General features: G+C 68.9%; 28 protein-coding genes, 1 tRNA gene, 2 pseudogenes and 1 riboswitch. Of the genes and pseudogenes, 13 read left to right on the top strand and 18 right to left on the bottom strand.

Annotated features, from left to right (window positions below; genetic code table 11):
- Nucleotides 1-57: 57 nt before the first annotated feature.
- Nucleotides 58-1,197 (top strand): glycogen synthase, encoded by a 1,140-nt coding sequence (gene glgA, locus IPG68_08895; protein MBK6763372.1) that lies wholly within the window; start codon nucleotides 58-60, stop codon nucleotides 1,195-1,197.
- 22 nt (nucleotides 1,198-1,219) lie between these two features.
- Here glgA and IPG68_08890 read toward each other — a convergent pair whose 3' ends face one another.
- From IPG68_08890 to IPG68_08880, 3 genes and pseudogenes are all read right to left on the bottom strand, one after another.
- Nucleotides 1,220-1,807: a malonic semialdehyde reductase gene (locus IPG68_08890; GenBank protein ID MBK6763371.1), complete on the bottom strand. Its 588-nt coding sequence runs from the start codon at nucleotides 1,805-1,807 to the stop codon at nucleotides 1,220-1,222.
- Between the two features lie 39 nt (nucleotides 1,808-1,846).
- Nucleotides 1,847-2,908, bottom strand: a complete 1,062-nt coding sequence (locus IPG68_08885; GenBank protein MBK6763370.1) for a hypothetical protein — start codon at nucleotides 2,906-2,908, stop codon at nucleotides 1,847-1,849.
- A gap of 112 nt (nucleotides 2,909-3,020) precedes the next feature.
- A pseudogene (locus tag IPG68_08880) lies at nucleotides 3,021-3,101 on the bottom strand (DUF2497 domain-containing protein).
- A 782-nt stretch (nucleotides 3,102-3,883) separates the two neighbouring features.
- Between IPG68_08880 and IPG68_08875 the strand changes: the two are divergent.
- From IPG68_08875 to IPG68_08860, 4 genes are all read left to right on the top strand, one after another.
- On the top strand, nucleotides 3,884-4,438 hold the full coding sequence (locus tag IPG68_08875) for a hypothetical protein (GenBank protein MBK6763369.1): 555 nt from the start codon (nucleotides 3,884-3,886) through the stop codon (nucleotides 4,436-4,438).
- Nucleotides 4,435-5,400, top strand: coding sequence for an asparaginase (locus IPG68_08870; GenBank protein ID MBK6763368.1), 966 nt, complete (start codon nucleotides 4,435-4,437; stop codon nucleotides 5,398-5,400). The genes IPG68_08875 and IPG68_08870 overlap by 4 nt, the downstream gene beginning before the upstream one ends.
- 72 nt (nucleotides 5,401-5,472) lie before the next feature.
- Complete coding sequence (locus tag IPG68_08865; GenBank protein ID MBK6763367.1) at nucleotides 5,473-5,913, top strand: helix-turn-helix transcriptional regulator; 441 nt, start codon at nucleotides 5,473-5,475, stop codon at nucleotides 5,911-5,913.
- Nucleotides 5,914-6,477, top strand: coding sequence for a hypothetical protein (locus tag IPG68_08860; GenBank protein ID MBK6763366.1), 564 nt, complete (start codon nucleotides 5,914-5,916; stop codon nucleotides 6,475-6,477).
- Between the two features lie 80 nt (nucleotides 6,478-6,557).
- Here the strand turns inward: IPG68_08860 and IPG68_08855 are convergent, their stop codons facing one another.
- From IPG68_08855 to IPG68_08840, 4 genes are all read right to left on the bottom strand, one after another.
- Nucleotides 6,558-7,313, bottom strand: coding sequence for a class I SAM-dependent methyltransferase (locus tag IPG68_08855; GenBank protein ID MBK6763365.1), 756 nt, complete (start codon nucleotides 7,311-7,313; stop codon nucleotides 6,558-6,560).
- Nucleotides 7,310-7,579 (bottom strand): DUF2516 family protein, encoded by a 270-nt coding sequence (locus tag IPG68_08850; GenBank protein MBK6763364.1) that lies wholly within the window; start codon nucleotides 7,577-7,579, stop codon nucleotides 7,310-7,312. The genes IPG68_08855 and IPG68_08850 overlap by 4 nt, the downstream gene beginning before the upstream one ends.
- 137 nt (nucleotides 7,580-7,716) lie before the next feature.
- Nucleotides 7,717-7,929, bottom strand: a complete 213-nt coding sequence (locus tag IPG68_08845; GenBank protein MBK6763363.1) for a cold-shock protein — start codon at nucleotides 7,927-7,929, stop codon at nucleotides 7,717-7,719.
- Between the two features lie 123 nt (nucleotides 7,930-8,052).
- Nucleotides 8,053-9,285: a threonine synthase gene (locus IPG68_08840; protein ID MBK6763362.1), complete on the bottom strand. Its 1,233-nt coding sequence runs from the start codon at nucleotides 9,283-9,285 to the stop codon at nucleotides 8,053-8,055.
- Between the two features lie 9 nt (nucleotides 9,286-9,294).
- A riboswitch (SAM riboswitch) is annotated at nucleotides 9,295-9,400 on the bottom strand.
- Nucleotides 9,401-9,468: 68 nt separating this feature from the next.
- Here IPG68_08840 and IPG68_08835 point away from each other — a divergent pair.
- Entirely contained in the window at nucleotides 9,469-10,395 is a 927-nt protein-coding gene (locus IPG68_08835) for a glucosyl-3-phosphoglycerate synthase (GenBank protein ID MBK6763361.1), read from the top strand.
- A complete protein-coding gene (locus tag IPG68_08830; GenBank protein MBK6763360.1) occupies nucleotides 10,395-10,826 on the top strand; it encodes a hypothetical protein in 432 nt (143 codons plus the stop codon). Before IPG68_08835 ends, IPG68_08830 begins: the two co-directional genes overlap by 1 nt.
- Here IPG68_08830 and IPG68_08825 read toward each other — a convergent pair.
- Entirely contained in the window at nucleotides 10,765-11,007 is a 243-nt protein-coding gene (locus IPG68_08825; GenBank protein MBK6763359.1) for a DUF3263 domain-containing protein, read from the bottom strand. The two genes, IPG68_08830 and IPG68_08825, sit on opposite strands and share 62 nt — an antisense overlap.
- Nucleotides 11,008-11,676 carry a two pore domain potassium channel family protein gene (locus IPG68_08820; GenBank protein ID MBK6763358.1) on the bottom strand — a complete coding sequence of 223 codons (669 nt, stop codon included), beginning with the start codon at nucleotides 11,674-11,676 and terminating at the stop codon, nucleotides 11,008-11,010.
- A gap of 99 nt (nucleotides 11,677-11,775) precedes the next feature.
- On the opposite strand from IPG68_08820, the gene IPG68_08815 reads away from it, so the two are divergent.
- Nucleotides 11,776-12,672, top strand: coding sequence for a DMT family transporter (locus IPG68_08815; protein ID MBK6763357.1), 897 nt, complete (start codon nucleotides 11,776-11,778; stop codon nucleotides 12,670-12,672).
- Here IPG68_08815 and IPG68_08810 read toward each other — a convergent pair whose 3' ends face one another.
- The 3 genes from IPG68_08810 to IPG68_08800 form a co-directional block, all read right to left on the bottom strand.
- Nucleotides 12,673-13,311 (bottom strand): hypothetical protein, encoded by a 639-nt coding sequence (locus IPG68_08810; protein ID MBK6763356.1) that lies wholly within the window; start codon nucleotides 13,309-13,311, stop codon nucleotides 12,673-12,675. It abuts the gene before it with no gap.
- Nucleotides 13,312-13,461: 150 nt separating this feature from the next.
- On the bottom strand, nucleotides 13,462-13,869 hold the full coding sequence (locus IPG68_08805; GenBank protein MBK6763355.1) for a hypothetical protein: 408 nt from the start codon (nucleotides 13,867-13,869) through the stop codon (nucleotides 13,462-13,464).
- 108 nt (nucleotides 13,870-13,977) lie between these two features.
- Nucleotides 13,978-14,049, bottom strand: a tRNA-Thr gene (locus tag IPG68_08800).
- 220 nt (nucleotides 14,050-14,269) lie between these two features.
- Between IPG68_08800 and IPG68_08795 the strand changes: the two genes are divergently transcribed.
- The 3 genes from IPG68_08795 to IPG68_08785 are packed head-to-tail and all read left to right on the top strand — an operon-like array spanning nucleotide 14,270 to nucleotide 16,669.
- Nucleotides 14,270-15,016, top strand: a complete 747-nt coding sequence (locus tag IPG68_08795; protein MBK6763354.1) for a DUF4184 family protein — start codon at nucleotides 14,270-14,272, stop codon at nucleotides 15,014-15,016.
- 28 nt (nucleotides 15,017-15,044) lie between these two features.
- Nucleotides 15,045-16,307, top strand: a complete 1,263-nt coding sequence (locus IPG68_08790; GenBank protein ID MBK6763353.1) for a DUF445 domain-containing protein — start codon at nucleotides 15,045-15,047, stop codon at nucleotides 16,305-16,307.
- 2 nt (nucleotides 16,308-16,309) lie between these two features.
- The gene (locus IPG68_08785) at nucleotides 16,310-16,669 is read left to right on the top strand and encodes a DoxX family protein (GenBank protein MBK6763352.1); all 360 of its coding nucleotides are present in this window, start codon (nucleotides 16,310-16,312) and stop codon (nucleotides 16,667-16,669) included.
- 15 nt (nucleotides 16,670-16,684) lie between these two features.
- Here the strand turns inward: IPG68_08785 and IPG68_08780 are convergent, their stop codons facing one another.
- From IPG68_08780 to IPG68_08755, 6 genes are all read right to left on the bottom strand, one after another.
- A complete protein-coding gene (locus tag IPG68_08780; GenBank protein ID MBK6763351.1) occupies nucleotides 16,685-17,086 on the bottom strand; it encodes a DUF3151 domain-containing protein in 402 nt (133 codons plus the stop codon).
- Nucleotides 17,083-18,189, bottom strand: a complete 1,107-nt coding sequence (locus tag IPG68_08775) for a hypothetical protein (protein MBK6763350.1) — start codon at nucleotides 18,187-18,189, stop codon at nucleotides 17,083-17,085. Before IPG68_08775 ends, IPG68_08780 begins: the two co-directional genes overlap by 4 nt.
- Nucleotides 18,190-18,634: 445 nt before the next feature.
- The gene (locus tag IPG68_08770; protein MBK6763349.1) at nucleotides 18,635-19,087 is read right to left on the bottom strand and encodes a hypothetical protein; all 453 of its coding nucleotides are present in this window, start codon (nucleotides 19,085-19,087) and stop codon (nucleotides 18,635-18,637) included.
- Complete coding sequence (locus tag IPG68_08765) at nucleotides 19,084-19,233, bottom strand: hypothetical protein (protein MBK6763348.1); 150 nt, start codon at nucleotides 19,231-19,233, stop codon at nucleotides 19,084-19,086. The genes IPG68_08770 and IPG68_08765 overlap by 4 nt, the downstream gene beginning before the upstream one ends.
- Nucleotides 19,234-19,261: 28 nt before the next feature.
- Nucleotides 19,262-20,164: a dihydrofolate reductase gene (locus tag IPG68_08760; GenBank protein ID MBK6763347.1), complete on the bottom strand. Its 903-nt coding sequence runs from the start codon at nucleotides 20,162-20,164 to the stop codon at nucleotides 19,262-19,264.
- The gene (locus IPG68_08755; protein ID MBK6763346.1) at nucleotides 20,161-20,778 is read right to left on the bottom strand and encodes a DUF998 domain-containing protein; all 618 of its coding nucleotides are present in this window, start codon (nucleotides 20,776-20,778) and stop codon (nucleotides 20,161-20,163) included. Before IPG68_08755 ends, IPG68_08760 begins: the two co-directional genes overlap by 4 nt.
- 191 nt (nucleotides 20,779-20,969) lie before the next feature.
- Between IPG68_08755 and IPG68_08750 the strand changes: the two genes are divergently transcribed.
- Together IPG68_08750 and IPG68_08745 are read left to right on the top strand one after the other, a co-directional pair.
- Nucleotides 20,970-21,311 (top strand): hypothetical protein, encoded by a 342-nt coding sequence (locus tag IPG68_08750; protein MBK6763345.1) that lies wholly within the window; start codon nucleotides 20,970-20,972, stop codon nucleotides 21,309-21,311.
- A gap of 71 nt (nucleotides 21,312-21,382) precedes the next feature.
- Nucleotides 21,383-22,703, top strand: a pseudogene (locus IPG68_08745) (ferric reductase-like transmembrane domain-containing protein).
- Nucleotides 22,704-22,705: the final 2 nt, after the last annotated feature.

Here is a 22,705-nt window from a genome sequence, read left to right as displayed (position 1 = left end):
TCACGTTAGACAATCCCCATAGCCTTAGGCCGTGCGAACAGCGATTCTGACGCGGGAATGGCCCCGTTCATCTACGGCGGGGCCGGTGTGCACGTGGAACACCTCGTCCCGGAACTACGCAAACTCATCGACGTCGACGTGCACTGTTTCGGCAAACCCCGCGAGGATGCCGCCGCCCATCCGGTGCCTGACTACTTGAAGGACGCGAACGCTGCCCTGCAGACCCTGGGCGTGGATCTGGGCATGACTGAAGCCGTCGCCGGCACCGATGTGGCGCACTCGCACACCTGGTACGCCAACCTCGCCGGGCACATGTCGGGACTGCTGCACGACATCCCGCATGTGATCACCGCGCATTCCCTGGAGCCGCGCAGACCGTGGAAGCGCGAGCAACTCGGCGGCGGGTACGCCCTCTCGTCATGGGTCGAGGCCACGAGCTACGCCAACGCCGACGCGATCATCGCCGTCAGCGCCGGCATGCGCGACGACGTGCTCGACTGCTACCCGTTCGTCGACCCGCAGCGGGTGCACGTGGTGCACAACGGGATCGACACCGAGGCCTATCGCAAGATCGATGATGCCGACGCGCTCGTCAGTCATGGCGTCGACCCGGAGCGCCCCTACGTGCTGTTCGTCGGACGGATCACGAGGCAGAAGGGCATCTCCCACCTGCTGCGGGCGGCTCGGGAGTTCGACGACTCCGTGCCCCTGGTCCTGTGTGCGGCGTCCCCGGACACCCCCGAACTCGGCGCGGAAGTATCCGCAGCCATCGACGCACTGCGCCAGCAGCGCTCCGATGTGCACTGGCTCAACGGCCACCTCGACCGCGGTGACATCCGGCAACTGCTCAGTCATGCGCTGGTGTTCGCGTGCCCCAGCGTGTACGAGCCATTGGGCATCGTGAACCTCGAGGCCATGGGCTGCGAGGCCCCCGTGGTGGCCAGCGATGTGGGCGGCATCCCCGAGGTGGTCGTCGATGGTGAGACCGGTCTGCTCGTGCACTACGACGCCGATGACACCGCGCAGTTCGAAGCCGATTTCGCGCGGGCCGTCAACGAGGTGATCGCCGACCCGGGCCGGGCGCGGGCGATGGGCGAGGCGGGCCGGGCGCGCGCCATCTCAAATTTCGGCTGGGACGCCATCGCCGCCGGGACGGTCGAGGTGTACCGCGCGGCCCAGCTGAACCACGGCGGCTGACCGGCGGGTGCAGGCCGGCGACCTACAGCAGGACGGTCGCCTGCTCGAAGTCCAGCCGCGGCATGCGTGGCCGGAAGGCCTCCTGGCCGGGATGGCCGATGTTGACCAGCAGCAGCGAGCGCCAGCGGCCGTCCGGGAAGAACGTGGCGTCCACCCCCGCGGGGTCGAAGCCGCCCATCGGCCCGGCGACCAGGCCGTGGGCGCGCACCGCGAGGATGAAGTAGCCGGCCTGCAGGCTGGCGTTGAACCTGCCGAACGACTCCCGGCGTTCCTGGTCCTGCCACGCGAGGTGCGGGTCCTCAGCGAACGGCTGCAGCGCCGGCAGGTGTTCGTGCCAGTGGCTGTCGAAGGCGAGGACGGCGGTCACCGGAGCGGACTGCAGTTTGGGCTTGTTCCCGGGCCCCACATGGCGGGCAAGATCGTCCTTCGCGTCGCGGACGAAAGCCACCCGCAGCGGTTGGCCGTTCATGGCGGTGGGCGCCCACCGGACGCTGTCGTAGATCGCGCGCAGTTCGGTGTCCGAGACCGGGGTAGGGGCGAAGTCGTAGGCGGTGTGGGCATCGTCGAACAGGTGCTCGAGGCTCAGTTCAGTGTCAGTCGTCAGGGTCATGCCGATACAACAGCCAGCACGGGGCAATTATTTCAACCGTCAACTACTTTCGGCGTGCCACAGCGCGGGCAGGCTGAACCCGGACTGGATCAACAGGCACAAGACCTCGTCGTCCGGAAGGGAGGTGTCGCGCACGGTGGCCGATTCGATGCCGGCCAGGCAAGCCAGGTGCTGCTCGTGAGCCAGGACGTAGCGGCGCGGCTCCGGTGCGCGGTTGGTCCAGGGCCGGGGGACCCGGCCGAAGTCGGGGGTCACCGGCAGGCTGAGCCCGCCGAGGGCGGCCTGCACCGCGGCCACGGTCCGGGCGACGGCCTGCTCGCCGGCGACGACCTCCTGCTCGGCCCGTTGCGAGGCGGTGCGGGCGGCGATGACCTCCCGCAACCGCTGGGCTGCGACATCCTTGGCTGCAGCAACCAATCCGGCCTGGCTCGCCGCCCGTGCCTTCGCTCCCCGCCAGCGCCCGAACCCGGACCGCTGCACCTGGCGCAAGTGCTCGGCCACGGCCGCATCGAGGTCTGGTGTCGCGCCTGCGGGCGGCAGATCGGCCAGGCCGTCCAGGTCCGCTGTTGCCGACCGGAAGGATTCCACCGAACCGAGCACGGACTCGGCGTCGCCGCCGCCCAGGCGGTCGATCGCCCGCCCCAGTCGCTGCACGATCTCGCTGTCGTCCAGCCCTGCCCGGATCTGGGCATCGTCCACCTCGACCTCCTGGGCGCCGCTCAGTCCCACCCGGGCCACTGCCAGCACAGACCACCGCAGGGCGCGGCCGTTGTCGTCCAGCAGGTCACTGAGCGGGGTGGTGGGGGTGTCGTGCCGCAGCAGCCACCAGCCGCGCACCACGTCGACGGGCTCCTGGCCCGGCGGCACCCACAGAACCCCCGCCACCGACTGAGCTGCGACGTCCCGGTCCCAGGCGTCGGTCTGCTCGTCGAGGTCGCCGACGATGACGATGTGGGTAGCGGTGAGCACCGGCGGGCCGGAACCGATGCACAGGTCGGCGGGCGCGGCAGCAGCTGCGGTCGCGCCAAGACTGTCGCGCAGCGCGCTGGCCAACTGCTCGTTGGCCTGGTCGGAGGCGATCGTGGCGTGCCCGTTCGGCATAGCCAGCAGAGTAGCGGCAACGTGCTCAGTGCCCACCGCGACGCCGGGTAGCCGGGTCGGCGCCCAATTGGGACAGTTCGCGCAGCATGTCGGCGGGGTCTGCGTACTCGTCGTCGGCGGCGGGGGCAGGTGGGGGTGGCGCGGGGGCAGGCCCGGGCGCGGGCCACGGAGCAGGGCGGGTAGCAGAGGGCTGCAGGTGGGTCTCCGGGACCGTGACCATGCCGGCAGCGATCAAGCCGTTGAGGACCTGTGCGGCCTCCAGCACCGTGAAGCCGGCCTGGTCGGCGATGGATCGCAGGCTGCGCTGACCGTCGACCCGGCACAGAACGGCCCAGTCCGTGGCACGTAGGGCGACATCCCGGGTGCCGAGCTGGTCGTCGCACAGACTCGGCACCGTGTCGGGACCGCCGATCCGGCGCACCACCTGCTGCCAGGCGTGCGTGCGTTCACCGGCGGCGGCGAGGAGGTCCTCGACCGACGGGCCGGGGCTGGCAGTGCATCCGGCGGCATCGGGCTGAAGCTGGCGGTGGCGTCGGGCCATCGGAGGATGGCAGCGACCTCGTCGCTCATCTGCTCCCATGCCACAGCCTCGACGTCCGCGCGGCGCACCAGCCCCATGCGGACCAACACGTCGCCCAGGCGCATCTGGGGGTGCTGCTGATGGGCGGTCAGGGCGGCGCCGAGGTTGGTGAGACTCACGCACCCGCCGCTCACCAGGCGCATTCCCAGAGCCGGATGTCCACCAGCACGCTGGACCGAGCAGATGCGGCCGTCGCGCAGCACGACGTGGGCCGCAGTCCCGGAACCGCGGACGTCCAGTCGGCCAGAGGCGCCACGAGCGGCGAGCGCGCGCAGTTCGGCCGAAATATCCACACCGGTTGTTTCGGCGTTTGGGCGCAGGTGGTTGAGTCCTCGACCCCCTCCGGAGTTACTGACGGGTTCCGGCGCGGTGGGGTTTCCCCGTACAGTGATGGCGTGGCACTGGCGAAACAGCAGGGCAGGCGCGTCCTGGACCGCATCCTGGACGATCACTACGTCGCCGACGTCACGGCGATCCCTCTGGAGGAATTGCGCTCCCGGCGGGCGCAGACCGACCGTGAGGAGGCCTGGCTGTCCTACATCCGGCGCATGCTGCACGGCCGAATCGACATCCTCGAAGCGACTGTGGCCATGCGCGGTGAGGGTGAGCGGCCCTACAGCGGGGATCTGGACATCGAGGCGCTGGTGGCGTCGCTTGCCACGCGCATGGGTCCCGGCTCGCAACCCCCCGGTCCGGACGTGGTGGATTCCCCCGGAGCCGGACGGCGGGCCGTCGAGCGACTCATCGCGCGGGCCGGTCTGGATGAGCACTCCGCGATGACCAACGCCGAACTCGATGACCGCCTCGATGAGCTGCGCGAGATGGAGCGTGAGGTCTCGGACGTCCGTCAGCGGGTGCACGAGGTCCAGGACCAGTTGACCGCGGAGTTGGCGCGCCGGTACCGCACGGGTGAGGCACGGGCCGACAGCGCCCTGAAAGGCGATTCGTGACCGAAGCCCCGGTCCTCGTCGAAGTCCGACGAGCAGGGGTGGTGGAGTCCGCGCACACCGGGTACCTCGTGGTCGTCGACGAGTCCGGCACGGTGCGCGCCCACCTGGGCGACCCGGCGACCCTGATCTACCCCCGTTCCACGGTCAAACCGCTGCAGGCCGCTGCGATGCTCGAAGCGGGCCTGGATCTCACCGGGTCGGATCTGGCGATCGCCGCTGCCTCGCATTCCGGTGAACCGTTCCACCTGGAGGCTGTCCGGGCGGTGCTCGCAGCATCGGGCCTTTCGGAGGAGGACCTGCGATGCCCGCCGGACCTGCCGTACGGCGATCAGGCGCGCATCGACTATCTGGCCACCGGCGGGGAACCGAGCCGGATCATCATGAACTGCTCCGGCAAGCACGCCGGGATGCTGCGCGCCTGTGTGCTCAACGACTGGCGGCTGGACAGCTACCTGGATCCCGGCCACCCCCTGCAGCGCCACATCCACGAGCGGGTCGCCGCATGGACCGGCTCGGTGCCCGGCCCGACGAGCGTGGACGGGTGCGGTGCGCCGTTGTGGGGCTTGCCGCTGGTCGGCCTGGCGCGAGCGCTGGTCGCGCTACCCGGCCATTCCGCGGGGAGCCAGGTGGCCGCCGCCATGCGCACCCACCCGGAGTACGCCGGCGGCACCACCCGGGACATCACCCATCTCATGCGCGGTGTGCCCGGGCTGGTGGCCAAGGATGGCGCCGAGTCGGTGCAGGCGATGGTGGTGAGCACCGACCGGGGCCGGTTCGGCATCGCCCTGAAGATCGTCGACGGCGGGCAACGGGCCCGTCCCATCGTGGCCGCGGCGGTACTGCGAGCGCTGGGCTTGCAGGCCCCGGTGCTCACCGAGCACGCGGACGTCCCGGTGCTCGGCGGCGGGCGTCCAGTCGGAAGCATGGCTGCCGCGACGGCTCTTGCGGGCCTGCGTCTGTGATCTGCGCCGCAATCGGCGAATTCCGCTTGCTGGGTGCTTGCAATTGCAAGCAAGCGGGTGCACTCTGGATGTATGGCTCGGATCGACATGGCGAGCGTGGGTGAATACATCCGCGAGCAGCGCGCTGCGGCCCAGTTGTCCTTGCGGCAACTGTCGCAGGCTGCCGGGGTGTCCAATCCCTACCTCAGCCAGGTCGAACGGGGCCTTCGCAAGCCCAGCGCCGAGATCCTGGCGCAGATCGCGAAGGCACTTCAGATCTCCGCCGAGTCCCTGTACGTACGTGCGGGAATCCTTGAACCCCGGCAAGGAGATCCGTCGGTGACGGCGGCTCTGGCCAGCGACCCGACGTTGACAGATCGTCAGCGGCAGTCGCTGTTGGAGATCTATGCGGCGTTCCAATCCGAGAACGGCGCACGACACGGGACGGATGGCTCCGCGGCCCAGGAGGGGCGGGCCGCGAAGCGTCCAACAGCCGAGACCCGGCGTCCCGTAAGCCCACGAAAGGACAAGTAAATGGACACCACGGCCAAGACCACCACTGCCAAGAAGACGCCGGCCAAGAAGGCTCCGGCGAAGACCACTGCTGCGAAGAAGGCACCGGCCAAGAAGGCCACGACTGCTGCGAAGAAGGCTCCGGCCCGGACCACTGCTGCCGCCAAGAGGGCCACAGCGGCCGCCAAGCCGGCTGTGACCAAGCCCGAGACGACGATCGCCAAGGCGACCGAGGCTGTGAAGCCCGCCGTCGACCGCGCCACCGAGTACAAGGACCAGTTCGTCGCGCTGCTGCCGTTCGAGCTGCCGAAGTTCGAGCTGCCCTTCGAGCTGCCGAAGGTCGAGCTGCCCTCCTTGTCCGAGGTGCAGGAGCGTGCCGAGCACATGGTCGTCGACCTGCGCGAGCGGGCCGAGGACTCCGCCGCTGACCTGAAGAAGCGCTACGAGGACTCCACCGCTGACCTGAAGAAGCGCTACGAGGACTCCGCCGCTGACCTGAAGAAGCGCTACGAGGACTCCGCCGCCGACCTCAAGAAGCGGTACGAGGACGCCGTCGAGAAGGTGCGTGCGACCATCGGTCGCTGACCGACCCAACCGACGTTGAGGGCCTCCCGGTTTCCGGGGGGCCCTCTGTCGTGGCCACCCGGTGCTGCGAACGCCCGCTGTCAGTTCGTGAGCGCGTCCCACGCGACTGTGAACTCGCCAAGCCGCCACCTGGCGGCCCCGTCGCGCACCTGCCACGACTCCTGCAGCGTGCCGGACATCGCGATCCAGCGCTGACGCGCCCCCCAGCGGGGCGCGGCCTGCCAAGCCCGGTCCATATCGGTCAGGAGGCGGTGGATGCCGGTGCCGGGCACGTTGTCGTGGATGAGCACCTTGGGCAGCCGGGCTGCTAGTTGGCTGGGCTGTGCCAGTCCGGCCAGGCGGCAGGACAGAGTCAGCCATCGCGGGTTCCCCGTGGCATCGATGCTCACCATGGCAGCCAACCGGCCCTGCTCGTCACAGGTCCCGTCGATCAACCAGCCCTCAGGGGTGAGGCGCGACGTCATCAGGGCCCAGGCCCGCTCCACCGCGTGGCGCGGGTACTGCCGCAGGACGTTGGCCGCCCGGATGATCAGGGGGTCGCTGCCGGTGGGGATCTCGAAACCGCCGTGGACCGCGGTGATCATCCCCTCCGCCGCGGCCACCCGGGCCGGATCGATCTCCACGCCGACCACCTGGGTGTGGGGGTTGACGGCAAGAAGGCTGCGCTGCCATTCCACAGTGGTGGTGGGATGGGCGCCGAAGCCCAGGTCGACGGCCAGGGGCGAGGCCGCCGATCGCAGGGTCCCGCCCGCCAGGTGCGCGATCCAGCGATCGAAACGCCGCAGCCGGTTCGTTCCGGTGGTGCCGCGGGTGACCTGGCCGGACGGGCGACTCATCGACTCCCGGTGATCTCGCGGACCTTAGGCCGCACGTCCACGAAGTAGAACATCGTGACGATCACGCCGATGATCCCGAGGAAGTTGACCGCGCCGAAGACGAAGATGACACCCGCGGCAATGGCCATGAACACCGCCCACGCCATCTTGGACTGCCGCTCGACGGCCGGGAAGGCCTCGGTTGGCCGGCGCAGGACGTCGACGAGTGCGAACACGGCCAGGCCCAAGAAGAAGATGTTGAGCGCCCAGGTCACGATCTGTATCACTGCTTCAGCCTAAGCGGTCGGCGGGGATCCGGCAGGATACCCCCGGCGCGGCGAAGGAATTCGGGAATCGGTGCCGGGCTGCGGGCAAACGAAAGGGGCCGGACGCTTTCGCATCCGGCCCCTCCTCGAAGTCAGGTTCAGGACAACGGCACGACGGTGTCCGCCTGCGCGCCCTTCGGTCCCTGCACGATGGTGAACTCGACTCGCTGGCCCTCTTGGAGGGACTTGTATCCGTCGCCCTGGATTGCGCTCCAGTGCACGAAGACATCGCCTTCCTGGTCGTCCAGGGAGAGGAAGCCGTAGCCCTTCTCGGCGTTGAACCACTTCACGGTTCCGCTGACACTGCTCATGTGTTGTGTTGTCCTTGCTGTGTTTCTGAGATCCGAGCGGCGGTCGGCCGTCCGGGACCGCGATGCGATCTCTTCTACTCTACTGGAAAGCGACTGTGACGTCAGGCACGACCCACCGGATCGTCAACAGACCGCGGCCCGGACCTGATCGACGTCGGGTGCGATCGTGGCGGTGGGGCGGGCGAAATCCATGACGGCGTCCAGGGTTTTGAGGCCCTCGCCGGTATTGAGGATGACTGTCTCGGCCCCCGGGTCAAGCTTCCCCTCCTTGAGCAGGTGCCGGAGGGTGGCGACCACGACGCCGCCGGCGGTCTCGGCGAAGATGCCCTCGGTGCGGGCGAGCAGCCGGATGCCCTCGACGATCTCTTCGTCGCTGACTGCGGCGATCGAGCCACCCGTGCGGCGCACGACATCCATGGCGTACGGTCCGTCCGCCGGGTTGCCGATCGCCAGCGACTTCGCGATGGTCGACGGCTTCACCGGCTTGACGACCTCCCACCCGGCGTCGAAGGCCTGGGCCACGGGTGAGCAGCCCTGCGCCTGTGCCCCGAATACCCGGTACTCCTCCTGTTCGATCAGACCCAGGTTCGCCAGTTCCCGCCACGCCTTGTCGACCTTGGTCAGCAGGGAGCCCGATGCGATCGGGGCCACCACCTGCGCCGGCGTCCGCCACCCGAGTTGCTCGGCGATCTCAAAGCCCATCGACTTCGACCCCTCGGCGTAGTAGGGGCGGATGTTGACGTTGACGAAGCCCCAGGTCTGGGAGAAGTCCTCACCGATGATCTCCGAGCACAACCGGTTCACGTCGTCGTAGTTGCCCTCGACGGCCAGCAGGATCCCGCCGTACGTCGCCGTGGTGATGGTCTTGCCAGCCTCGAGGTCGTGCGGGATCACCACCACCGACCCCTGCCCGCCGCAGGCGGCGGCGGCGGCGACGGCGTGGGCGAGGTTGCCGGTCGATGCGCAGGCCAGCGTGGTGAGCCCGAGTGCGCGAGCCGCCGACTGCGCGACGGCCACCACCCGGTCCTTGAACGAATGAGTCGGATTGCCCGAGTCGTCCTTGACCCACAGTGTTCGCATGCCGAGTTCGGCAGCAAGGTTGTCGGCGCGGTGCAGGCGGGTCCACCCCGGCGCCAGGTTGGGTTCGGCGGCGGCGGTGGGGCGCACCGGGAGCAGGTCCTTGTACCGCCACAAGGAGGTTGGGCCGGCTTCGATGTCGGCTCGGGTGAGCGCGGGGAAGTCGTACGCGACCTCCAGCGGGCCGAAGCACTCGATACAGGCGTAGGCGGCCCCGAGTTCGTATGTCGCTGAACACTCCCGACAGGACAAGCCGATGGCGCTTCCGAGGTCGATCATGCGAGATCCTTCCCATCTTCCCGTCACTGCGGCCGGAGTTGGCACCTTCCCCGCGCGCTGGCGGGCGGTTGCCGGGGCTTCATCGGGCCGGTCCCTCTGCCCCTCTGGATGAGGTCACAGGAATTGTGCCACGCTGGACAGGACCCGAAGACCCCTGGGGGGCCCGTGACCGAGCACGTGCACATGTGGCTGGACGGCCACACGTCGACCGCCGCCGACTGGCATGCCGACGCCCTGCAGGCCGCCAAACAGGAGACGGTCGCGGTGGTGCTGCCCGCGCTGAACGAGGCTGCCACGGTCGGCGAGATCGTCACCACCATCCACGAGGAACTGCACGGCGGGCTGGTGGACGACCTGGTGGTCCTGGATTCCGGGTCGACCGACGACACCGCGCAGGTGGCCGCCGACCACGGAGCGCGGGTGGTCCGGCTCGATGAGGTGTTCCCGTCGCTTCCCGTGATGCGTGGCAAGGGGGAGGCGATGTGGCGGGCCCTGGCTGCCACGGACGCCGACCTGGTGGTGTTCGTGGACGCGGACCTGCGGTCCTTCACCGCCTCCTACATCACCGGGCTGCTCGGACCCCTGCTGACCGACCCCGGCATCCAGCTCGTGAAGGCAGTGTACGAGCGGCCGCTCGTCGAGGGGGACTCGGTGGTCCCGGCCGGCGGTGGCCGGGTGACCGAGCTTGTGGCCCGGCCCCTGCTGAACTTGTATTGGCCGCAACTCGCGGGAATCATCCAGCCGCTGGCCGGCGAGTACGCCGCGCGCCGCAGCCTGCTGTCGCGCCTTCCCTTCCCGGTGGGGTACGGAGTGGAGTTCGCGCTGCTGGTGGACACCGCGGAGATGTTCGGCGTCGATGCGATCGCGCAGGTCGATCTCGGCGTGCGCCTGCACAGGCACCACGACGAGCGGCGGCTCGGGCTGATGGCCGCGCAGATCATGCAGACCGCGCTACGCCGGCTCGACCCGCAGATGCACGCTTCCCGTTCGGTGGGGCAGGCGCTGGCGCAGTTCGACCGGGTCGGCCACGACTTCGTCGGTACGTGGCACGCGATCGTCGACGTCGAACGCCCGCCGCTGGCCACCGCGCCCATCGCACAGTGGGCCTGATGGACCTCGTCGTCACACTCAACACGGTCAACCTCACGTCGGCTGCGGGTTTCCTCGTGGCGCGGGCCGCCGGTTGCGAGGTGTCCCGTCGAGGCAGGTTCTTCGAGGCCACCGGCTACCGGTGGACGGTCCCACGGGCGGCGGGATTCACCGTGGGCAGCGTCGTCATCAGCCGTCGCCGGTTGCCCGAGGCCGTCTGGGCGCACGAAGAGTCCCACGTGCGCCAGTACGCTGTGCTGGGCCCGGCGTTGCTGCCGGCGTACCTGCTGGCATGCGGGTGGTCGTGGCTGCGCACGGGGGACTGGTGGTCGCGCAACGTCTTCGAACGTCGTGCCGGGCTGGTGGCCGGCGGGTACCGGGAGAACCCGCTCAGGCGCTCCGGGACGCGATCGCCGCACGGCGGGACTGCCGCTGGCGCTGCAACCGCCTGACCACCACGGGTTCTGCAGCCAGCGCCGCGGGGTCGTCGAGCAGGGCGTTGAGCAACTGGTAGTAACGCGTGGCGGACACGTGGAACTGCTCGCGGATCGCCGCATGCTTCGCGCCCTCGAAGCGCCACCACGTCTTCTCGAACTGCAGGATCGCCCGATCACGATCCGAAAGGGGTTCCATCTAGACCTCCGGCTCCGGCAGGGGCTCAGGCTCTGCGGGGGGCTCGAACCCGAGCTGACTGCTCATGAACTTCTGAGCCACTGTGGCAGTGAGGACTGACAAAATGACGAAGCCGTTGATCATCAAGGAGACGGCGATCACCCGGCCGGCAAGTGTCACCGGGTACATGTCCCCGTAGCCGACGGTGGAGACCGTCTCCGCAGCCCACCACAGCGCGTCGCCGAAACTGGTGATCGTGGCACCCGGGGCGTTGCGCTCGACGACCATGACGGCCACCGACGACACCAGGATCACCAGGGTGCTTACGTACAGCAGGTAGAGCCGCACCCGGTGGCCGAACCGCCCGCGGGTCTGACGGGCCACCTCGTAGGTGACATGGAAGATCAGCAGGATCCGCAGGGGCGGGAAGATCACCCCGATCGCCTGCGGCACGTGGGAGCGCACGTACTGTTCGCGGTTCGGGGCCAGTACCAGCGAGATGAGGTAGTCGGCCAGGAAGATCGCCCACGAGAACAGGGTCAGCGTCCGGCCGGTGACGTGGTGCTGCTGGGCGGTGGCCAGATCCGGGTCGATGATCAGCACGAGGCCCACCAGGAAGAGCAGCCCGGCCAGGAACAACGGGTAGCGTGCCCGTCGGCGGTAGGCCTGGTACGTCTGCTCACTGGCCACGGCTCCAGCATGGAACGTCGGTGGAGTGGCGCCGGGTTACGACACGGCGGTGTTGGTCCCGCGGCAAGGTCGGCCGGGGCACCAGGGAGAATCGCCAGCGTGCCACATGCGACGCGGCTGTCCTGGTTGCCCTACTGGTGGGCTCTGGCGGGCGTGTGGGGATCGAGCTTCTTCCTCATCAAGGTCGCGCTGGACTCCTTCGTGCCGTTGCAGATCACCCTGGGCAGGGTGTTCTTCGGCGCCGTGGCCGTTGTGTTGGTGATGGCTGCGCAGCGCAAGCGGCTGCCGCGGTTCGGTGCCGTGTGGTGGCATGCCGCCTTCGTGGGGCTGATGACCAATGTCATCCCCTTCACGTTGTTCGCCTGGGCCGAGACTCGGGTGTCGAGCGTATTGGCCGGCCTCTTCAACGCCGCCACGCCACTGTTCACGGCGGCCTTCGCCCTGGCGCTGGTGCCAGCCGAGCGGCTGTCCCGGCAGCGACTGCTGGGCCTGCTCATCGGGTTCGGCGGGGTGCTGGTGGTGATGGGGGTGTGGCGGGGGGTCAGCGGGGATCTGGTCGGCTCCCTGGCCTGCCTGGGCGCGACGTTGTGCTACGGCGTCGGAGTGCCGTGGACGCGGCGGTTCCTAGCGGTGCGGCCCGAGGGCGGGGCGTCGATCATGGGGGCCCAGTTGATCTGCTCGACGGCCATCATGGCGGCCGCGTGCCTCATCTGGACGCCGGCGCCGACGGCTGTGGGCTGGAGTGCGCTGCTCGCCGTCGTGGTGCTGGGCGCCCTGGCCACCGGCCTTGCCTTCATCTGGATGTTCCGGGTCATCGCACTGGCCGGTTCCGTGGTCAGCGCATCGGTCACGTACGCGACGCCGCTGGTCTCCACGTTCCTTGGGATCGTCGTGCTGGGTGAGGCGTTGACGTGGAACCAGCCGGTCGGTGCGGTGATCGTGCTGATCGGGGCGGCGTTGGTCCAGGGACTGATCGGCCGCCGGCAGGCTCCCTGACTACGCCGCCCTTGTGGGTGTCACGTCGCGCACCCAGTCCTCGCCCTCCTGGCGGAACCCCATGCGTTGCAGGTACTGGGGCCCTGCGCTCGCGGGGGCGTGCACCCGCCTGACGCCGAGGCGTTCGAACATGCCGGAGTCCTGGTAGACGAACGTGCCCGGTGAGAAGTCGCGGAAGCGCTCGGTGACGTAGTCCAGGCTCACGCTGGCCGTGCCGTCGCTGATGTCGGCAATGGTCACCACGCCCACCGCCTCGTCGCCACGCATGACCAGGACGTTGGACACGCTGTGGTCGGTCGGGTCGAAGTCGGGGAAATGCTCTTTGGCGTCCTCGCGGTGGACGTGCAGGAAGTGCTGGAGGTAGGCGTCGTCGTGCCCCACCTCGAGCAGGTCGTAGGCCGATGATTCCGGCCGCCGCTCCCGGCTCAGTCGCACCAGCCAGTAGGCGTCGATGATGGCGATGATCAGGTTCATGGCGCCGAAGGGCCAGATGGCCAGCCAGAAGTTGTAGAACGTGGCGATGACGGCCCCGATGAAGTTCATCACCCGGAAGCGCCACACCCGGGCCTGCGCCAGGGACAGCACGATCAGCCCGGACCCGATCCAGCCGAAGATCTCCAGAAGCACTCGTGTCGACATGCCAGGAGGGTAGTGCGTTCGGGGCCCCGGGGTTCGGTTATCCGGCGCACACCGCCCTGGCGACGTGTGTGGGGTCGGCGCCGCCGTACGTGTCGGGCCAAATGAGGGACACCGACCACCTGCGGGGATTCCCGCCCTGGCGGTAGGACGTCACGACCGGAACGGGCTCGCTCTGGTGGCCGCCCACCATCTCGTACCAACCGCCGATCGCCACCGTGCCGGTCGGGCACACAGCGTTCGATTGCCGCCCGGGAAGGGGACCGGAAAGGTCGCCTGGTTGCCCGTGACGATGGAGGTGTTGTCGGTGCTGAATCCGCCGGGGATGCCGGCGGGTCCGGGCTGACCCAGGGTGTCATCGGCTCTGGCCGGACCGGCAGGACCCGGCGCGTTGATCTTGGCACGGACCGCCGACGACAGGTCCTTCATCGTGATGGTGCCGTTCTTGATCTGTTTGCTGGTGATCATGGTTGCCGCAGTGGCTGTGGTGGCAGTCGCCAGCGCCAGCCCGAGCAGGAACGCAATGACCACGCCCCGCTTCGCCTTGAGTGTGCGCCGCATGGGAGGACTCCTTCCGGGCGACCTCACGCCCGTGCAGTGCCGGTGTCAGGACGAGGTCGGTGGCGCGGGCGGGGAGTCCGGTCCTGAGCATGGCAGCCGCCGCAACAGAGCCCCGTGTCCGGATTGAACGGACGACCGCTCGCTTACAAGGCGAGTGCTCTACCACTGAGCTAACGGGGCGATGGGTCAACGATACCGAGCAGGCGCGGCACGGGATGCCCCCGCGGTGATCCCGCCGACGCACGGGAGTCGATTTCCGATCCACCTCCGGGACTCGGCCCACTCTCGCCCCATGCGAGGCCTGAAGGACCGAGGTGGCGCCAATACGACTCTCACCGTGCTTGCGTGACGTTGGGCACATGCCTGTGGATCGGGTCGATTCTGCCGAGACACTGGAACCATGCCGTTCACCGTCAGCCATGCCGCTGCCGTCCTGCCGTTCGGCGGTCGGCTGTCCGCGTCGGCGCTGGTGATCGGTGCCATGGCCCCAGATCTGCCGCTGTTCGCGCCCTTCCTGCCATACACGACCGATGCGACCCACACGGTGCACGGCGCGTTCCTGACGAACATCCTGGTCGGATTCGCGCTGTTCGTGGTGTGGCACGGCTTCTTCGCGCGACCCATGGACTGGTTCGCCCCGTCCGGGATCCGCGCCCGCCTCTCCCCACACCAGCAGCCCGGTCTGCGCCGCCGGCTGGCCACGCCCGGCAAGATGCTGGGGGTGCTGCTTTCGCTGTTCCTCGGGGGCCTCACCCACCAGGTGCTCGACTGGTTCACCCACGAGGGCACGATCCTCACCGACCGGTTCGCCGTGTTCCACACGCCGGTGCTCGGGATGCCCGCCTACTACTTCCTGCAGATCGTGCTGTCGGTGGCCGGCCTCGTGCTGATCGCCGCCTGGACCATGCGGTGGTACACGGAGGCGCCGACCTACCCCCTGACCCGGCAACCCTCGCGACTGGGCAGGATCGCGGCGCGGGCTACGGTCGTGGGCTCGGCGGCCGTGGCAACCCTCACGGCCGGGGCGCTTGTGGCCCGGACCGGCGAGTCCCCGGTGTTCATCATGGCCGTGACCCCGGTGGTGGCCTTCGCCGTGGTGGGCGCCGTCATCGCTGTGATCTGGCACGTGGGGGCGGACAACCGCTGACGGACCACTCGTGGGGCAGGATCGCCGTATGAGTGCATTGGCAGTCTCGGCCGATGAGGAGAAGCTGCGCGGCCTACGACGCATGAAGTTGGTGGCGGTCGGCGCACTGGTCGCCGCGGCGGTCATCTACGTGATCGCATTCGTGCTCGAGGGTGAAGGTGTCGGGTGGGCCGGCTATGTGCGGGCTGCTGCGGAGGCGGGCATGGTGGGTGCGCTGGCCGACTGGTTCGCGGTCACCGCCCTGTTCCGCCGCCCGTTGGGGCTGCCCATTCCCCACACCGCGATCATCCCGACCCGTAAGAACGCGATCGGCCGCAACCTCGGCGACTTCGTGGGGACCAACTTCCTGGCCGAGGAGGTGGTGCGCCAGCGCATCCGGGCCCTCGACGTGGGCCTGCGGGTCGGACGGTGGATCAGCGACTACGGCAACGCCCGCCGGGTTTCCGCCGAGATCGCGGTGGGGATCCGCGCAGGGATCGGGCTGCTCGACGACGAGCAGGTCCGCACGGCGGTCTCCGAGTTCCTGCGCCGTCGTGCCGAGGAGTTCCCCATCGCTGAACCGGCGGGAAACCTGCTGGGCAACGTGGTCGCCGACAAGGCCCACGAACCTCTCATCGACCTCGTCGCCGGCTCGCTGCACGACTGGCTGGCCGACAACCGGAACCGGGTGGTGGACGTCGTTGAGCAGCAGGCTCCCGGCTGGTCGCCGAAGTGGGCTGACGACATGGTGGCGAACAAGGTCCACCGGGAGGCAGTGCGTTTTGCCCAGGACGTGCGCGACAACCGGCACCACCCGCTGCGCAAGTCGATCGACGAGGCGTTGTTGAAGCTGTCGAATGATCTGCGCTTCGACGCCGACATGCAGTTCCGCGCGGAGCAGGCGAAGATGCGCGTCCTGGACCACCCGGAGGTCGCGCGCACGCTGAACACGACCGGGACGGTAGCCAAGGAGATGCTGTTGAGGGCCATCGATGACCCCACCTCGGACCTGCGGGTGCGAATCGTCGACTCGCTGGTTTCGCTCGGGCGCAACCTGGTCGATAACGAAGCCACGCGCGCACGGGTGAATACCTGGGTCGAGGATGCCGCCGTGCACGTCGTCACGAACAACCGCGAGGAGATCACGGCCCTGATCACCGAGACGGTCGACCGGTGGGATGCCGAGGAGACCTCACGCAAGATCGAGATCCAGGTTGGCCGAGACCTGCAGTTCATCCGGCTCAACGGCACGCTGGTGGGTGCGCTGGCGGGTTTGGTGATCTACACGGTCAGCCACGTGATACTGGTGTGACCATGACATTGCCCACCGGAACGAAACTGGTCATCGCGACGTTCACCGTCAGTGGTGTCGTCCATATGGTCCGCCCGCAGGTGTTCGAACCGCTCGTGCCGCAGCAACTGGGAGCCCCGCGACCATGGGTGTACGGCAGCGGCGTGCTGGAGTTGGTCTGCGCGGCGGGGCTGACCACGCGGCAGCGGTGGGCGCCCGCAGTGACGACCGCCACCCTCGCCGGGATCTGGGTCGGCAACCTGAAGATGGCTCTCGACGTGCAGCGGAGCAGGCGCCCGGCCTGGCAGAAGGCGGCGGTGTGGGCGCGGATGCCGGTGCAGGTGCCGTTGCTGAAGGCGGCCTGGACGTCCCCCACGCGCTGAGCCGTGCTCGACCGGTCACACTCCCAGGACGTCGGCGGCCTCCCGGGAACTGTCGAACAGGAACTTCCGGGTGCGGTCGGCCTCGTCGGTCTCCCCGATGGCCTGCGCCGCCAGGGACAGTTCATAGAGGCACTCCAGGAAGCCGCGGTTGGGCTCATGGGACCAGGGGATCGGTCCATGTCCCTTCCAGCCGCTGCGCCGCAGAGAATCCAGCCCGCGGTGGTACCCGACGCGGGCGAAGGCGTACGACTCGATGGTGCGTCCCTGCTCGCGTGCGCGCCGGGCCAGCGAGGCCCACGCAAGGCTGGAGGCGGGGAAGCGGGCGGCGGTCTGCTCAGGGTCGGTGCCGGTGGCCACGGCCGGGGCCGCGGGGTCCTCGGGCAGCAGGGTCTCAGGCGGTTCTGGCAACAGGTTCATGGGTTCATTCTGTGTCCCTGCGCCAAGGTCAGGGCCACCCGGCCATGGTCGCGGAGCGTGCCGTCCGGCACCACGGAGACGAAGCCACCTCTTTGCAGGACCCTCTCGATGAGGTCGTCGACCGCGTCGTCGATCACGTCGGGGTGCTCGCCGTCGTCGCTCGGTTCAAGGTAGCGGCCGCCGGCGACCATGCGGGCGGGCATCGCGAAGTGCTGCTCGACCACAAGCAGTTCGGGCGTTCCGGTGCTCGCGGCATGCCAACACCCGAGCAGCCCCGTCACCGCCCGGCGGGTGCGCAGCCGGGCGTGGAACGTGTCGTGTGCCGCGGCCCCCAGGTCGGCGACGTGGTCCTCCATGACCAAGCGCCCGATGTCCTCCAGCTCGCTCAGGCGCGGCCGGTTGCGGATCCCGCGGGCGAGGCCCGCGATCGCGGCTCCGTTGCCGGTGACCCGTAGGTACTCCCCGAGGATCCGTTCACCGCCGACGAGGACCACCGGCAGCTTCGCCTCTGCCAGGTGTCGGCTGAGTCCTGCATCGACCTCGCGCAGGAACCCGCGCCGCCGTTCCACGTCCTGGCCGGTTCGGACCCGGCCCTCGCGCAGTGCGGGGAAGTCTGGGGACAGCTGCGGCTCGAGGTACTTCTGGTTGTACCGGTAGAGGCTGGCGGACCGGTGGTCCATGTGCAGCAGGAGGAACCTCGGGTTGGCTTGGACAGCGCGCAGGACGTCGCGGGTGGCGAACGTCGGATCGATGATGACGCGGTCCTCCACGGTGACGGGCAGATGGATCAGGCGGATGGTCGCATCCGAGACGAACAGCGCCAGCGCGGTGTCGGTTGGCGCGAGTGCGACCTGCTCCAAAGCCCTGCGCAGGCGGGACTCGAGCACGGCGGCCTGCCCAGGATCCGGCTCGAGTTCCAGCCGGCGCACAACGTCGCGAGCGTGCGCCGACAACCGCTGCCGGTCACTTTCGGACATGCGGGGCCCGGGGGTGGTGTTCATGAGGATCGAGATGCACAGCCCGCGCACCCTCATGAGGGCGGCGAGGTCGCTGGCGTCCGGGCGGGCGAGAGTAGGGCGGGGGGTGGGAAGTACGGTGCTCACGGCAGACTCCTGGTTCCAGAGGTCTCTCCCGGCCCGCAGGGCCCCCGTCGCCGGGCGGCCGGGTGGCCGCCGTACTGACGCTCAACGGGTGGATGGGGTACTCCCCTCACGCTCCTATCCTTGCGGGCGGACCCGGATATGTCAAGTGAAATTCAGGCAACAAACTACAGGTGAAGGCCTCGCTGTCGTCCCTTTCCGTGTCCTCTTCCACCGGCCGCCGCGCCCACGCCCCCGTGCCGCCGGAGCAGGTCCCTGCGGGCGAAGCCACGCCGTTTGGAAGCGCCCATCGCCGAGCGGGGTTTCCACGGACGCCGCCAACATCGAGATCGCTGAGCAGGAAGCGCTCGACATCGGCCCCGGTGATGTGGTCGAACTCGCCGCCGGAGCCCGCACCGTGTGGCATGTCAGTGAACCGCTGCGCAAGTTCTGGGTCGCGCCCGGGTGATCAGGCCGGGGTCTTCATGCAGACGGCCGTCACTTTCAGGTCGATGCTGACGTCGACGCTGTTGGAGTTGTTGAACAGCTGCACCGACCAGCCCGTGGCATTCGCGTTCGGCTGTGAGGAACTGATCTGCACGAACCGCTGCACGCCGTTCTGGGTGTCGTCGGTGCCCAAGTCGAAGCCACCGGTCACAACGGTCTTGCCGGTGGGGCAGAGCACGGTCTTCACGTCGCTGAGGCCACGGTGACCACCGCTGTTGACCGCGGAGACGTTCTGGTAGGTCTCGGAGGCCAACTCGTAACCGGAGACTCCTGGCGCACCTGGCGGCCCTTGCAGCCCCTGCGGGCCTTGTGGCCCCTGTGGGCCGACGACCGAGCCCGAGAAGTCGGATGGTGACAGAGAGCCGTCCTTGATCTTCGTGCCAGTGATGGTGGCGTCCTTGATCTTCTTGTTCACGTCTGATTCTTCAAGTCCTTGGCAGTGATGCTGCCGTCCTTGATGTCCTTGCCGGTGATGAATTTGGCGGCGGTGGCCGCTCCGGCGGAACCGGCGAAGGCGATGGTGGCGATAGGGGCGAGGTAGCGGCGACGAGTATCGGACATGGGTGGCTCCTTCCGGGAGGTGGACACGCTACGGCGAACCGCCCGCCACGCGCAAGGAGCCAGTCGCCGAAAGGTGCGCCATCTGCCGGGCGATCATGGCCCTCGCTCGCGGCACGAACGCCTCACTGTCCCCGCCCAGGTGCGGGGTGATGAGCACGCCGGGTGCCCGCCACAACCGGTGGTCGGCGGGCAGCGGCTCGGGGTCGGTCACGTCCAGCGCCGCCCGCAGTCGCCCCGACTCCACCTCGGCGAGCAGGGCGTCGCTGTCGACCAGCCTGCCGCGCCCGACGTTCACGAGCAGTGCACCGTCGCGCATGGCGGCCAGTCGCTGCGCGGTCATGAACGGCCCTTCATCGGACAGCGGCAGGGCCAGGATGACGATGTCGAAACCTCCGATCAACTCATCGAAGGCAGTGACCGGCAGGCAGTCCCGGCCGGTCGCGGAGAAGGCCACGACGTCGGTCTCGAAGGCGGCCAGCCGGGCGCCGATGGCTCTGCCCACGCCGCCCCAGCCCACGATGCCCACACGGGAATCGGCCAGTGCCGGGCGTCGCGCGTGCCGCCAGAACCCCTGTGGCATGTCGCGGGCAGCGGTATCGATGCCACGCTGCGCGGCGATCGCCAGCCCCACCGCGAGTTCGGCCGTGCTGGCGTCGTGCACCCCGACTGCCCGCAGGACGGGGACGCCGTCGGGCACATGCGGCCGGATGCCGTCGATTCCGGCCATCAGCGCCTGTACGACCTTCAAGCACGGCATCCGCCGGGTCAACGTAACGTCCTCATCGACCGGCATGTACGGCGGGACGTACACGGTGATCTGGTCGAGCACCTCGGCGGTGGGTTCCGGGCGGCCGTGGTCCCACCAGTGGTAGCGCACTGCCGGCACCGCGGGTGGATCGAGCCACTGCGGCATGAGGATGGCTTCAGTCATTCGGTCACCGCCTGGCGGGCACGGCCACCCAATCGACTGCGGTGCCTCTGCGCCTCGAACACGGCTGCGACCAGCCAGGCCTGCCCCACCACGATCCATGTGCGCTGCGCCAGACCTTCGGGGAACAGCAGGATTCCGCTGAAACCCATGGCGAACACGACGGCGGCGATCAATCCCGGGACACCCACGAGGCTGTGGTGACCGCGGGTGATGGCGATGACGCCCAGTATGACCATGGCGGTCATCGTGGCCAGGGCATAGCCGATCACGCCGCTGTTGTGGATCGATTCGGCAGGAGTGTGCTCGACGGTGTACGTGCAGAATCGTGCGCGACGGGGGCAGGGCACGCGGAACACGGCCACCGCCCCGAGTGCGGTGCCTGCCACGATCAACAACCAGCCGACTGCGCGGTTGACGTCCCAGAAGGCCCACGCACCGACCCATTGGGCCAGTGCGGTGAGAGTGATCGCCAGAGTCGTCACCCAGACCAGCCTGCTGCCGTCCGCGGCCAGCAGGCTCACGTGGTAGCGGTAGTGCTGGTACCCAGGGTTGGCCGTGCCGGCGACGAATATGAGCACCCAGAAGCCCACGAACAGGGCCAGGACCGCTTTCATGAGGCCCAGTCTCGCGTGGCCGACCGCCGGATGACGAGGGCTTCCGGTTCTCCGGCTGCCCGGTGGCGGTCGACGACGGGGGTGTCTGTCCCGGAGACGTGCGCGTGCGCCTGATCGCCCGGCGCGGATTCTTACCCGCTTCACACCGTGCTCACGAACGCATCCAGTGTGAGCGCCCGACCATGGCTGGCATGAACACCTCGTCAGACGACTCCAGGCGCAGTGGGTCCAGGTGGGAACCCGGGTCCGATGAGCAGCCCACGCACGTGTTGGGCGCAGTTGCGCCGGTGCCGCCGCAGAACCTGCGGCGGGTGCCGACCGGCATGGCAGTCACGGCGGCAGCGGTGCTCAGCGGCTTGATCGGTGCGGGTGCAGGCTATGCGGTCGCGAGCAGCAAGACGGCCGAGCAGCCCGTGTCGACGGTGCAGCAGCAGGCGCCCGGTCCGCAGTCGACGACACCCTACGGCGCACCGGGGTTTGCAGACCGCCAGCACGACGGTTTCGACGACGATCACGACGAAGGCTTCCGATGACCCTGATGGTGCAGCGCGAGACGGAGCCCATCGCGGCTCGGCCACCTGCCCGGTTCGACGCCCGCGTGCGGATGGCCGCGGTGATGCTGCTGTGGGCAAGCCTGCTCCTGGTCACCTTCATGTGGGTCGCCGGCGGCGGTGTCCAGGACCTCGCCGCGTGGGATTCGGCGCTGAACTCCCTGGGCCGGATCACCGGCCTGGTCGCGTCCGATCTGCTGCTCGTGCAGGTCCTGCTCATCGCACGCAACCCGGTGCTGGAGCGCGCCTTCGGTCAGGACCGCATCCTGCGCCAGCACCGGGTCATCGGCTTCACCTCCCTTTCCCTGATGCTCGCGCACATCGTGCTGAACACGTGGGGGTACGCGGGCGGCGCGGTGGCGGCGATCCCGGGCACCTTCTGGGATCTCACGCACCACCTTCCCCGGGATGCTGCTGGCGGTGGCGGGGGCATCGAGTTTGGCCATGGTGGCGGTCACGAGCCTGAGGGCGGCCCGTCGCCGCTTGCGGTACGAGTCGTGGCACCTTCTGCACCTGTACGCCTACTTGGGCGCCGGGCTGGCGCTTCCGCATCAACTATGGACGGGCCAGCAGTTCCTCGACTCGACGCTGGCGACGATCTACTGGTGGTCGTTGTGGGTAGTGGCTGCGGGCAGCGTGCTGGCGTTCCGCCTGGTATTGCCAGTGGTGCGCACGGTGCGCCACCGGCTGCGCGTGACATCGGTGGTTCCCGAGGGTGACGGCGTGGCCTCGGTCTACGTGACCGGAAGGCGGATGGCGCACCTGCCCGCCGACGCCGGCCAGTTCTTCATCTGGCGGTTCCTCGGCCGCGACGGCTGGACGCGCGGCAACCCGTATTCCCTGTCCGCTGCCCCGGACGGTCGCAGCCTGCGCATCTCGGTCAAAGCGCTCGGGGACAACAGTTCGCGCACCACGTCGCTGCAGCCGGGTACCCGGGTGGCGCTCGAAGGGCCGTACGGGCGGCTGTCGAGCCGCGCGCGGACGCGGCGCAAAGTGGCCCTGATCGGTGCCGGCATCGGTATCGCACCCATGCGAGCCCTTGCTGAGGGTCTCGACTACGGCCCGGGTGAGGCCGTTCTGCTCCACCGGTTCACCGCGCACCCGGTCTTCCAGCAGGAGTTCACAGTGCTCGCCCAGGAGCGCGGACTCGCCGTGACGTACCTTCCCGGGTCGCGGCGCAGCCCCGATTCGTGGCTCAGCGCCTTCGTCGGGGCCCTCGACGATGTCGCGGCACTGCAGCACCTCGTACCCGACCTCGCAGAGCGGGACGTCTTCGTCTGCGGCCCCGAGGCATGGACGCAGTCAGTCCGCCGGGCGGCGCTGGCGGCGGGGCTGCCAGGCGATCAGTTCCACATCGAGAACTTCGGATGGTGATC

Source organism: Micrococcales bacterium, assembly GCA_016703125.1.
GTDB lineage: Bacteria > Actinomycetota > Actinomycetes > S36-B12 > UBA10799 > JADKAV01.
This window is presented reverse-complemented; position numbering and strand designations above follow the sequence as displayed.